9 protein-coding genes and 2 pseudogenes are annotated in these 11,638 nt (G+C 54.0%); 5 read left to right on the top strand and 6 right to left on the bottom strand.

All coding sequences use genetic code 11. From position 1 onward, the window contains the following. From HU731_RS20220 to HU731_RS20205, 4 genes are all read left to right on the top strand, one after another. Complete coding sequence (locus tag HU731_RS20220; protein WP_138761288.1) at window positions 1-912, top strand: ABC transporter permease subunit; 912 nt, start codon at window positions 1-3, stop codon at window positions 910-912. Between the two features lie 10 nt (window positions 913-922). Then, window positions 923-1,891 (top strand): ABC transporter ATP-binding protein, encoded by a 969-nt coding sequence (locus HU731_RS20215; RefSeq protein WP_186608183.1) that lies wholly within the window; start codon window positions 923-925, stop codon window positions 1,889-1,891. Then, on the top strand, window positions 1,891-2,862 hold the full coding sequence (locus HU731_RS20210; RefSeq protein WP_003188483.1) for a peptide ABC transporter ATP-binding protein: 972 nt from the start codon (window positions 1,891-1,893) through the stop codon (window positions 2,860-2,862). Before HU731_RS20215 ends, HU731_RS20210 begins: the two co-directional genes overlap by 1 nt. Window positions 2,863-3,264: 402 nt before the next feature. Continuing rightward, window positions 3,265-5,523 carry a TonB-dependent siderophore receptor gene (locus HU731_RS20205; RefSeq protein ID WP_186608184.1) on the top strand — a complete coding sequence of 753 codons (2,259 nt, stop codon included), beginning with the start codon at window positions 3,265-3,267 and terminating at the stop codon, window positions 5,521-5,523. Window positions 5,524-5,603: 80 nt separating this feature from the next. On the opposite strand, the gene HU731_RS20200 is transcribed toward HU731_RS20205, so the two are convergent. The 3 genes and pseudogenes from HU731_RS20200 to prfC form a co-directional block, all read right to left on the bottom strand. Next, complete coding sequence (locus tag HU731_RS20200; RefSeq protein WP_186608185.1) at window positions 5,604-5,858, bottom strand: hypothetical protein; 255 nt, start codon at window positions 5,856-5,858, stop codon at window positions 5,604-5,606. 234 nt (window positions 5,859-6,092) lie between these two features. Next, on the bottom strand, window positions 6,093-6,908 hold the full coding sequence (locus HU731_RS20195) for a DUF6252 domain-containing protein (RefSeq protein ID WP_186608186.1): 816 nt from the start codon (window positions 6,906-6,908) through the stop codon (window positions 6,093-6,095). A gap of 249 nt (window positions 6,909-7,157) precedes the next feature. Further along, window positions 7,158-7,595 (bottom strand): annotated as a pseudogene (gene prfC, locus HU731_RS20190) (peptide chain release factor 3); the annotation flags it as partial. Window positions 7,596-7,597: 2 nt separating this feature from the next. Between prfC and HU731_RS20185 the strand changes: the two are divergent. Beyond that, window positions 7,598-8,036: pseudogene (locus HU731_RS20185) on the top strand (oligopeptide/dipeptide ABC transporter ATP-binding protein); the annotation flags it as partial. Window positions 8,037-8,295: 259 nt separating this feature from the next. Here the strand turns inward: HU731_RS20185 and HU731_RS20180 are convergent. Genes HU731_RS20180 through HU731_RS20170 form a run of 3 tightly spaced genes read right to left on the bottom strand, consistent with a single transcriptional unit; the run spans window position 8,296 to window position 11,472 of the window. Next, window positions 8,296-9,294 carry an alpha-xenorhabdolysin family binary toxin subunit B gene (locus HU731_RS20180; RefSeq protein WP_186608187.1) on the bottom strand — a complete coding sequence of 333 codons (999 nt, stop codon included), beginning with the start codon at window positions 9,292-9,294 and terminating at the stop codon, window positions 8,296-8,298. Between the two features lie 36 nt (window positions 9,295-9,330). Further along, on the bottom strand, window positions 9,331-10,395 hold the full coding sequence (locus tag HU731_RS20175) for an alpha-xenorhabdolysin family binary toxin subunit A (protein WP_186608188.1): 1,065 nt from the start codon (window positions 10,393-10,395) through the stop codon (window positions 9,331-9,333). A 42-nt stretch (window positions 10,396-10,437) separates the two neighbouring features. After that, window positions 10,438-11,472 carry a hypothetical protein gene (locus HU731_RS20170; RefSeq protein ID WP_186608189.1) on the bottom strand — a complete coding sequence of 345 codons (1,035 nt, stop codon included), beginning with the start codon at window positions 11,470-11,472 and terminating at the stop codon, window positions 10,438-10,440. Between the last annotated feature and the right edge of the window lie 166 nt (window positions 11,473-11,638).

Here is an 11,638-nt window from a genome sequence, read left to right as displayed (position 1 = left end):
ATGACCACACCTAATCAAGTGTCAGCAGTCGATCAGAGCCTGCTGTACCCGTCCCCGTACAAAGAATTCTGGCAAGCCTTCTCCAAGAACAAAGGCGCGGTCGCCGGCCTGCTGTTCATGTTGCTGATCGTGTTCTGCGCGATCTTCGCCCCGTGGGTTGCCCCGCATAACCCCAGCGAGCAATACCGTGACTTCCTGCTCACACCACCGGCGTGGTTGGAGGGCGGGCAAATGCAATTTCTGCTGGGCACCGACGAACTGGGCCGTGACTTGCTCTCGCGCCTGATCCAGGGTTCGCGCCTGTCGTTGCTGATTGGCTTGTCGTCGGTGGTGATGTCGCTGATCCCGGGCATCCTGCTGGGCCTGTTCGCCGGGTTCTTCCCGCGCTTGCTGGGCCCCACCATCATGCGCCTGATGGACATCATGCTGGCCCTGCCGTCGCTGCTGCTGGCTGTGGCGATTGTCGCCATCCTCGGCCCTGGCCTGATCAACACCGTGATCGCCATCGCCATCGTGTCGTTGCCGTCCTATGTGCGCCTGACCCGCGCCGCCGTGATGGGCGAACTGAACCGCGACTACGTGACTGCCGCCCGCCTCGCCGGCGCCGGCCTGCCACGCCTGATGTTCATCACCGTACTGCCTAACTGCATGGCGCCGCTGATCGTACAGGCGACCTTGAGCTTTTCCTCGGCGATTCTCGATGCCGCGGCCCTGGGCTTCCTTGGCCTTGGCGTACAACCGCCAACCCCTGAGTGGGGCACCATGCTGGCTTCGGCCCGTGACTACATCGAACGCGCCTGGTGGGTGGTGAGCCTGCCTGGCTTGACCATTTTGCTCAGCGTGCTGGCAATCAACTTGATGGGTGACGGCCTGCGCGACGCGCTGGACCCGAAACTCAAGAATGCCGCCTGAGGAGATTCCCATGTCACTGTTAGAAATCAAGAATCTCAACGTGCGCTTCGGCGACAAGACCGCCGTGCCGGTGGTCGATGGCCTCGACCTGTCCGTCGACAAAGGCGAAGTACTGGCGATCGTTGGCGAGTCGGGTTCGGGTAAATCCGTGACCATGATGGCGCTGATGGGCCTGATTGAGCATCCCGGCATCGTCACAGCCGATGCCCTGAGCTTCGACGGCAAGGACATGCTCAAGTTGAGCAACCGCCAGCGCCGCCAGATCGTCGGCAAAGACCTGGCGATGGTGTTCCAGGACCCGATGACCGCGCTGAACCCAAGCTACACAGTGGGTTTCCAGATTGAAGAAGTGCTGCGCCTGCATTTGAAAATGTCCGGCAAACAAGCGCGCAAGCGCGCCATCGAACTGTTGGAAAAGGTTGAAATCCCGGGCGCCGCCAGCCGTATGGACGCCTACCCGCACCAACTGTCCGGTGGTATGAGCCAGCGCGTGGCCATCGCCATGGCAATTGCCGGCGAGCCCAAACTGCTGATCGCCGATGAACCGACCACTGCGTTGGACGTGACCATCCAGGCGCAGATCATGGAACTGCTGCTGGCCCTGCAAAAAGAGCAGAACATGGGCCTGGTGCTGATCACCCACGACCTCGCGGTCGTGGCTGAAACCGCCCAGCGCGTGTGCGTGATGTACGCCGGCCAAGCCGTGGAAGTCGGCCAGGTGCCGCAGTTGTTCGACATTCCGGCGCACCCGTACAGCGAAGCGCTGCTCAAGGCGATTCCCGAGCACAGCCTGGGTGCTACGCGCCTGGCCACCCTGCCGGGCATCGTGCCGGGTCGCTATGACCGCCCACAGGGCTGCCTGCTGTCGCCGCGCTGCCCGTACGTGCAGGACTCCTGCCGCGCCCAGCGCCCGGGCCTTGATCCGAAAAGCAACAGCCTTGCCCGCTGCTTCTACCCGCTGAACCAGGAGGTGGCGTAATGGCCGTCGTACTTACCGCCCGCGACCTCACCCGTCACTACGAAGTGTCCCGTGGCCTGTTCAAAGGGCACGCCACCGTGCGTGCCCTTAATGGTGTGTCTTTTGAGCTGGAAGCCGGCAAAACCCTCGCCGTGGTAGGCGAGTCGGGCTGTGGCAAGTCCACCCTGGCCCGCGCCCTGACGCTGATTGAAGAGCCCTCGTCGGGCTCGTTGAAAATCGCCGGGCAAGAAGTGGCCGGCGCCGACAAGGCCCAGCGCAAGCAATTGCGCAAAGACGTGCAGATGGTGTTCCAGAGCCCCTATGCCTCGTTGAACCCACGCCAGAAAGTCGGCGATCAACTGGCCGAGCCGTTGCTGATCAACACCAACCTGTCGGCCGCTGAGCGCCGCGAGAAAGTGCAGGCGATGATGAAGCAAGTGGGCCTGCGCCCTGAGCATTATCAGCGTTACCCGCACATGTTCTCCGGCGGCCAGCGCCAGCGCATCGCGTTGGCCCGCGCCATGATGCTGCAACCCAAAGTGCTGGTGGCGGATGAACCGACCTCGGCGCTGGACGTGTCGATCCAGGCCCAGGTGCTTAATCTGTTCATGGATTTGCAGCAGGAATTCAACACCGCCTACGTGTTCATCTCCCACAACCTGGCGGTGGTGCAACACGTGGCTGACGATGTGATGGTGATGTACCTCGGCCGCCCGGTTGAAGTGGGCCCCAAGGAAGACATCTACGCCCGTCCGCTGCACCCGTACACCCAGGCGCTGCTGTCGGCCACCCCGACCATTCACCCGGACCCGAGCAAGCCGAAGATCAAGATCGTCGGCGAACTGCCCAACCCGCTGAACCCGCCGCCTGGCTGCGCGTTCCACAAGCGCTGCCCATATGCGACGGCGCGTTGCAGCAGTGAGGAGCCGCTGTTGCGTCCTTTGGATAACCGGCAGGTGGCTTGCCATTACGCGGAGCAATTCGTGGCCTGAAGCAACCCAACCTGCCCCTGTAGGAGCGAGCTTGCTCGCGAAAAACGTCAACGATAACGCGGTGATCTGGTTTAACGCGGTGTCCATGGGTTCTTCGCGAGCAAGCTCGCTCCTACAGAGGCTGCGGTTTCAATGAGTTCCATCGCCCTTCCCGCCAGATTGCGCATCAGTCTGGCCGGAGGGGCTTTTTTTTGCGCGGTTGTAACAGAAAACATACCGTTTGAACCCATGCCAAAAGCCCTGAAAACATTGAGCCAGACCGTTTTGAAAAGTGTATAGATTGTAAATGCAATTTACTTCTGTTTGAGAATCAATACCATTACGGCGCACGGAGAGCGCTGGATGCACGAAAAAATTCAGACGCCTCTCGTTCAATCGCCCCTCCTAAAGGACTTTGTGGACATGTCGTCTCAATTCAGGCTCAGCCATCTCTCGCTGGCGTTTATCGCTACCCTTTCGTCCCCCGCGCTGCTGGCGCAAAGTGTGGAAAAAGAGCGCGACAAAGTGCCGATCCAAGCGACAGACCTGCCTGTGGATGGCACGCCACAAGCCCTGGTACTGGGCGAAACGCGGGTACTGGGCACCGCCGCCGAAGAACTCAAGCAAGCGCCCGGCGTGTCGATCATCACCGCCGAAGACATCAAGAAACGCCCGCCCACTAACGACCTGTCGGAGATCATCCGCCGCGAGCCGGGTGTGAACCTGACCGGCAACAGTTCCAGCGGCAGTCGTGGTAATAACCGCCAGATCGACCTGCGCGGCATGGGCCCGGAAAACACCCTGATCCTGATCGATGGCAAACCGTCGACCTCGCGCAACGCTGTGCGTTATGGCTGGAGTGGTGACCGTGATACCCGTGGCGAAACCAACTGGGTACCGGCAGAAGAAGTCGAACGCATTGAAATCCTGCGCGGCCCGGCCGCCGCCCGTTATGGCTCCGGTGCCATGGGCGGGGTGATCAACATCATCACCAAACGCCCCACCGACCAACTGCACGGCTCGCTGACCGCCTACACCGCCTTCCCCGAAAACGATGCCGAAGGCGCGAGCAAGCGTACCAACTTCAACCTCAGCGGCCCGCTGACCGACACCCTGGCGTTCCGCGTCTATGGCGGCCTGAACAAGACCGACGCCGATGACGCCGACATCAACCGCGCAGCCCAAGCGACCCCAGACTCGCTGGTAGCTGGCCGCGAAGGCGTGCGCAACAAAGACGTGAATGGCTTGCTGAGCTGGCAATTCACCCCCGAGCAAACCCTCGACCTGGAAGCCAGCTACAGCCGCCAGGGCAATATTTTCGCCGGCGATACCATGCTCAACGGCGGTGGCGCGTTCGTGGAAAGCCTGGTGGGCAAGGAAACCAGTGTGATTCAACGCAGCAGCTTTTCAGCCACGCACCGCGGCGAATTTGACTGGGGTTCGACCCTGGCCTCGTTGACCCACGACCTGACCCGCAACGAACGCCTCAACGAAGGCCTGGCCGGATCCGGCGAGGGCGCGCCCTCCGCCAGTGCAGGCCGTTTCGAGTCGCGCCTGCGCAATACCCGGGCCACCGCCGAGGTCAACCTGCCCCTGAGCCTAGGTGCCGAACAGGTGCTGACCCTGGGCAGCGAATACCTCTACGAGTCGATGAACGACCCTGGCTCGTTGCGCCCGCAAAGCTATGACCCAGGCACCGGCGGCGTCCCCGCCATCCCGGGCGTGAGCCGCAACAGCACCAAGACCACCGCCTCGAGCTACGCCTTGTTTGCCGAGGACAACATCGAGCTGGGCAGCAAGACCGTCATCACCCCTGGCCTGCGCTACGACGATCATGAAGAGTTCGGCGGTAACTGGAGCCCCAGCTTCAACGCTTCGCACCAATTGACCGATGAACTGAGCATCAAGGGCGGCATTGCCCGCGCCTACAAAACCCCCAACCTGTACCAGTCCAACCCGAACTATTTGCTCTACAGCCGCGGCAATGGCTGCAACGCCAGCGAAGCCAACATGGGCGGTTGCTACCTGGTGGGCAACCGCGACCTGAAGCCGGAAATCAGCGTCAACAAGGAAATCGGCCTGGCCTTGGACAAGGGCACCTGGCGCACCAGTGCGACGTACTTCCGTAATGACTACAAGAACAAGATCAACGCCAGTAACGAGGCGGCCTTCCGCCTGGGCAACGGCCGACGTGTTCTGGAGTGGGAAAACAGCGGCCCAGCCTTGGTTCAGGGCGTTGAAGGCAACCTGTTCATCAGCCTGCGCGATGACTTGGACTTGAACACCAACCTGACCTACATGATCGACTCCAAGGACAAGGACACCGGCGAGCCCTTGAGCATCATCCCCAAGTACACCGTCAACACCACGCTGGATTGGCAAGCCACGGACAAGCTGTCCTTCCAGGTCAGCGGCACCTATTACGGCAAGCAGGAGGCGCCGACGCTCAACTCACGCAGCGCCAGCAGTTACGAGCGCAGCGCCCAGCAGGACGTCGACCCGTACGGGCTGATGGGCCTGAGCAGCGGCTACGAATTCAATAAAAACCTGAGCGTACGGGTGGGCATCAATAACCTGCTGGACAAGCGCCTGTCGCGCAAAGGCAACGCCGAGGATGCGGGGGCGCAGACCTACAATGAGCCGGGGCGGGCTTACTTCGCGTCGGTGACCACATCGTTCTGAGGAAAAGGGGCGGCCAATAAAAATGCCTTGGAGGTCCCATCCAAGGCATTGATAGTTTGAAACGCTTTCCCTTGGCGAGTCTACGTCTGGCTATCGCCTTCATCTGCGTCGTCGCTGTCGGGCTCTTCGGTGGTCGAGTCATCATCCCCCTCAGCGCCACCTTGGCCTTTATCGCCGGGTTCCGCTTCGGACTTGGCCAACTGCAAGTCCGAGCTCTGGCTACTCGTCACCCTGGCTGAGCCATGCACCGGGTTATGTGCCCAGGCCGTCGACATCCCCAACGACAACAACACCAGCACCTTCATCAACAGCACGACGCGTTGAACAATACTCATGGTCGATTCCGTCCAGTCAGTAAATGGGCCCCGCACGGCAGTCATTAACTGCCACCAGCGTTTAAGCTAGTCGCGATGCCGGTTTACCGCCAATCCACAGCCTTGATGAGATCAAAATGAGCGGGAGCGATGCGAGTTTTTCTGCGGGCCTGTTGGATAACGCTTTCAACGTCCTCTCTTAGCAGCAGACAAACACCTATCAGTTGCCAGGCGCTATTCAACACGCAGAAAAATCTATCGATCAGCCGCACGGGAAAAACCGCTGAGTTCAGCCGTTCCCGAGATATCGACCTCCCCTGTCCCTATCCTGTCCACAGCCGTGAACCGGTATTCGAACTTTATAAAAGCCCCCCCGGTTAGCGAAAATGACTTTACGTCCACTGCCCCTTCCGTCGCCAACCAACTACTGTGTGCCTCACTAGGGTTATACCAAGCATACACTTTATCCTTTTCTGATATTTCGTAACTACGCTCTTCGATATCAAGAAAGTCAAAATATACAAACACGCCAAGCCCAGCGTGTTCGCTGCTACTCCCCCCTACGTAACAGCCACTTCCCTCTGGCAGGAAATACAGCTTATCCGCACTGAAACTGGGGCCATCTTTAATGCGCACATTAACTTCCCCGGTCGTAGCAAGCGCAGTAACGGCTTTCAACGCTACCGCCCCCTCGAGTGTAAGTATTGTAGAATCGTCCCCCTCAAACTGCTTCGCCTTGAACTTGAACGTAAACTCCACGCATGCATTCTCATGCACCGAAATCTTTTTAATCACTACCTCTCCGATTCCGTCTCGTAGCGCTACCCACGAATAGCCAGGGCCAGCGTTATACCAGGCTGAAATTTTACTTTCCTCATCAAACTTATAAGTACCAGGCTCAATATTTTTATCAAAAGAAAAATAAATATTTCGACCATCTTCAAAATAACCCGACACCGTAAAATTTTTCACATCATAAGAAAACGAGTGACTGACAGCGGTAAAGACCTCTCCCCCATCAACACAGGCAGTTAACACACCTTCTATATTTGCCTTCACTTGTTTGATCATGTTTGTATCCTCTTCGTATCACGCCAAGCACCGTAGGCTTCCTACACTGACTTATAGCGTGAGTGACGAAGCACCACTACTGTCATTTCTGACAGTGAATCGATTAACTACTGAGGAGGCACAGGGACGGGAAGTTCGGGCGTAAAAATTTTGGCCCCCTTGATAATCTGCAACTCAGCCACTAGCCCGCTGATTAAATAAAAAGGGCGAAGCCATCACAGCTTCGCCCTTCTCTTAACCGCTCAAACCTTAATGGTGTTCGCGGGTCGCACGGAACTTCACATCCGGCCAACGCTCTTCCATCAGCGCCAGGTTCACCCGGGTCGGCGCCAGGTAGGTCAAATGCCCACCGCCGTCGATCGCCAGGTTTTCCACGGCTTTGTTGGAGAACTCTTCCAACTTCTTCTTATCGCTGCAATCAATCCAGCGCGCCGAATACACGGTGATCGGCTCGTAAGAGCACTCCACTTTGTATTCCTCTTTCAAGCGGCTGGCGACCACGTCGAACTGCAGCACACCCACGGCACCGAGGATGATGTCGTTGCTGCGCTCGGGGAAGAACACCTGGGTGGCGCCCTCTTCGGCCAATTGCTGCAAGCCTTGGCGCAGTTGCTTGGACTTGAGCGGGTCAAGCAGGCGCACGCGGCGGAACAGTTCCGGGGCGAAGTGCGGGATATCAGTGAAGCCCCGCGATGATGCTGCAACCCAAAGCGCTGGTGGCCGATCAACCGACCTCGGCGCTGGACATGTCGATCCAGGCGCAGGTGCTCAACCTGTTCATGTATTTGCAGCAGGAGTTCAACACCATGTTCATCTCCCACAACCTAGCGGTGGTGCAACCCTCGGCCGCCCGTCTGAGGTGGGCCTAAGGAATACATCTACGCAAGTCCTTTGCACCCTTACATCCAGGCGCTGCTGTCGGCCACCTCGACCATTCACCCGGTCCCGAGCAAGCCGAAGATCAAGATCGTCGGCGAACTGCCCAACCCACTGAACCCGCCACCTGGCTGCGCGTTCCACAAGCGCTGTCCGTATGCCACGGCGCGACGCGGAATTGAGGAGCCACAGTTGCGCGCTTTAGATAACCGTCAGGGGGCTTGCCACTACGCGGAGCAGGTTGTGGCTTGAGCCTTATAGGGCGAGACAGTCGTCCCGGACTGCCAGAAGTCAGCAGCGATAACGAGCAACAACAACAACAACAACAACAACAACGCAATATCGAGTTGCACCTTCCCCCTCACCAGATTGCGCATCAGTCTGTTGAGGGGGATTTTTATCAGTGCCTTTACACTGTATCCATACAGAAATAATAAATTTTAAATTGTGTAGCCCGACCAATCAACGCAACCAATGACGACTGCGTTACTTCTCAACAAGCCTGATCACTTTACACGTCACGAAGCCAATAGGGCTGAAGATCCTGACAATATTTTTTTAAACTATCAGCATTAGCCAACAATAGTTTCGCAGTACCTTGCACATCTTCAGGCTTCAAAAAAATCGCACTATAAAAAGTCGAAAATGCGCCCGCAACTTTCTTAACTTGATATACATAAGCCCTCCGCGGTTCCACAATATTTTGCGAATCAATGAACTGCTGAGATCTTTTTTGATTATCATCAAGCTGCTGCTCGAGACTTGTCATTCGCTTTGTTCTTCGATCAATGCTTTCCTGAAGCGACGTCCGCGCTTTAATCAAGTGCTCAAACTTTATTGCCTCATCAAGAGTCTTTAAAACCAGTTTAGCGGTTTCAGCACCTGCCTTTATTGCTGCAGCCTTCATACCACCGGGCACCTCAGCCTTATCAAGCACGCTGGTCACTTTATCTACCAGACCAAGAGCCTTATCCAACTCTGAGTTATCCGTATATACTTTGATAGCTTGGTCGATAACGGCCATCTGCTCCTTCATTCTAATTAAAGGCTTCTCCTCAGGTGAGACTTGATTCAATAGCATTTCACGTTCCGACTGCAAAGCGCTCAACATATAATCGTTGCCACTAATGACAGCCGTTTCGGCGACAAAAATTGCCGCATTTACGCCTTTACGAACTTCAGTGAATCTGACCGAAAAATAATCAAGCAGCTTACCTATTTCTTTTAAGTAGCTATCCCGTGCTGGCTGGCGATCCGGATCTGCCCCCATGTCCTCCAATCCATTGACGTACTCCCGCAATTCGTCGACATCCAATAAGACCGGGACGGTAGCCAAGGCGTTGTTGACAACCACATCAACGTCATCAATTGATGTATTAAGCTGTTTCAACTCCTGCCGGAGGGACTCGTATGAAACATTACTGGAATTGATAAGTGATTCATTGCGAATGATAACCCGAGCCTTTCTCACAACATCCAGATCGAGTACCTGCAGTTCATCTATGCTCATGGCTCTAGCCTCCTATAGTGTAAATATCAATTGATTTCAACTCAACGCCACAACCAGCACACTTGCATTTATTTTAATATTTTCCCAAGTTTTAATAATGGATCGCATTTTTATGACAAAGGTGCGCAACACCGTATACTGACTGACTGTACTAATACTCTGCTTAGAGGACTCGATATACTCAAGCAATCCGCGCCAGATACTTTCAAGCTGCGATACCGTATTTTGTGCGCTTAACACATAATCAAAGAGCGTGTTTAGCTCAGTGGACACGGAGTGAAGCGTCGCGATTAACGCGTTCCTAGCTTCCATTTGGCTGACAAGTTCCTTCTTATTTTTTCGTAACGGCTCCAGTGCGGCCTCTTGGTCCTTTCTTTTCTGAACCTGATACCCGATAATTGCAGGAAAACTCAACAAAGTTATATAGTCCCATACCCCTCCCCAACCATACTCTGCTTTTTTCTTATCAATTTTCAATTCTACATCATCGATTTTCGCTTGCAATGCTGTGATTTCAACGTTCAACTCATCTTTGGATGCTAATTTAAGAACCGCACCCACATTGGGCATTATCTCTTCCAGCCCATTTCTGAACGTCGCAATGATATCAATAACACCCTGGGTATTTAATCGCTTATCTTCAATTGAAACTTTCAAATACTCCAGATAATCATGGATACTGGAGACCCTCTCCCCGTCACCATTAGTCATATATACAGGTGGAAGGGCGCTGATGTCCTCATCACTGATATCAGCTACCTTCCCCATAAAGTCAATATATCCGGGCATGGCGACAATCGTGCCCACCAGCTCGTCTCCATAAAGCTTTATATCCTCTGCAAAAGTAGATAACGCAGCAGCCACTTTTTTCATAGACACTTCAACGCCACTCCAAGCATAGGCACTTGTACTAATATCCGTATACAACACCTTAATATCGCTTGGCTCAAGACCTGGAATATTTGTTGTGGACACTTTTAACAAACCAGTTATGCTATCGATATCTGTCGGCAGAGACTTGCCCTTCGTAACGTAACGCCGAATGCTTTCAACATCGTTCTTCGTCACCACTGGAATTGATGCAACCGTCGTATTAGCCATCATATTCTCCATAATGTATCACGTTAACAACACTCAATAAAATCAGCTCTCAAACGCACTCTTTAGGGACTGCATGTAATCTTGGACGACCTGCCAATCATTAAGCGCGCCCTTTTGCATACCCACTAATGAATTTATTTTTGTCATCTTTGTGGCATTAGTTATTTTTAACACGGAAGACTTAGCAAAATCTAACGTCAAGATCCAGATACTCTCTATCTTTCTCACTGCATCGAGCGCAGCAGCAATAATCTTCTCCATCCCCTTTAACAAAACTTTTATTCTTTCTAAAATCGTTCTTATTTCATTTCGCCTGCCCACCTCGACCAGTAATTCATCTCGCTTTTTTATTGACGAACTCGCAAGCGGCCTTACAATATAAATCTCTGTAAACTCCGGCCAAACACTCATACTTTGCATCTCTTTTAAGATCTTCTGATTCTTGGCGACCTCAAGGTTTTCTTTTTCAATTTCTTTATTAAGCTCCGCAATCTCTCTATCAAGCAGATCGCTACCGACTAGATTCAGCTTGGCTGTTACAGCGACCAGTACCTCATCACTCAACTCACGTTTATACCGAGAGACTCGCTCCTCTATCCCTACAATTTCATCTCGATGTTTTTTTACATCAGCAGCTAAATCATTATAGATATCCTCAACTTTATTTAAGTCTGGATCATACCCCTCCCTCATTGAGTTCAATGGAAGACTGTTTATCTGTTCCTGCGTCAACCCAGAAACTTGCGCATTAAACTCTTTATATCCTGGAATCGATTCCAGGATTTTGATCGTAGCCAGGCCACTTGACTTAAATACTTCCGCAAATTTTAATAGCTTGTCCATCAATACGATTAGGTCTATTTGAATTGACGGCCAACCGCCCGCATTATTTCGAACGATGCTAAATAGCTCGCCTATATCAGAAGCGCTAAGCCCATTTTCATTGAGCTTTTTTGTATTGTAGCGATCCTCAATAATATCGTTTTCGGTTGGAAGGGCTTGAGCCATTGACACATATGACTTCAGGTTCGTCACTTCCTCGACTGTAAATATGATGGTTTCTTCTCCAGCACTCATCTCAACCTCACAAGCAAGTTAGTTAGTCTCATAACCTGACGGCTGTACGAAGCCCGCATATTCAGAGTTATAGCCCCCACTGCACCCCGCGTCTACTGTCAAATCTAACAGGTAATTTTAGATACCGAAGAAAAACGGCCGATGCCGATAAATAAACATTACCCCA

It is taken from the genome of Pseudomonas salmasensis, from assembly GCF_014268375.2.
Lineage (GTDB): Bacteria > Pseudomonadota > Gammaproteobacteria > Pseudomonadales > Pseudomonadaceae > Aquipseudomonas > Aquipseudomonas salmasensis.
This window is presented reverse-complemented; position numbering and strand designations above follow the sequence as displayed.

Coding starts and splice junctions, on each gene's coding strand:
- HU731_RS20210 (WP_003188483.1), top strand. CDS start 1,891: ATGGCCGTCGTACTTACCGCCCGCGACCTCACCCGTCACTACGAAGTG.
- HU731_RS20170 (WP_186608189.1), bottom strand. CDS start 11,472: ATGAGTGCTGGAGAAGAAACCATCATATTTACAGTCGAGGAAGTGACG.
- HU731_RS20175 (WP_186608188.1), bottom strand. CDS start 10,395: ATGGCTAATACGACGGTTGCATCAATTCCAGTGGTGACGAAGAACGAT.
- HU731_RS20195 (WP_186608186.1), bottom strand. CDS start 6,908: ATGATCAAACAAGTGAAGGCAAATATAGAAGGTGTGTTAACTGCCTGT.
- HU731_RS20200 (WP_186608185.1), bottom strand. CDS start 5,858: ATGAGTATTGTTCAACGCGTCGTGCTGTTGATGAAGGTGCTGGTGTTG.
- HU731_RS20180 (WP_186608187.1), bottom strand. CDS start 9,294: ATGAGCATAGATGAACTGCAGGTACTCGATCTGGATGTTGTGAGAAAG.
- HU731_RS20205 (WP_186608184.1), top strand. CDS start 3,265: ATGTCGTCTCAATTCAGGCTCAGCCATCTCTCGCTGGCGTTTATCGCT.
- HU731_RS20220 (WP_138761288.1), top strand. CDS start 1: ATGACCACACCTAATCAAGTGTCAGCAGTCGATCAGAGCCTGCTGTAC.
- HU731_RS20215 (WP_186608183.1), top strand. CDS start 923: ATGTCACTGTTAGAAATCAAGAATCTCAACGTGCGCTTCGGCGACAAG.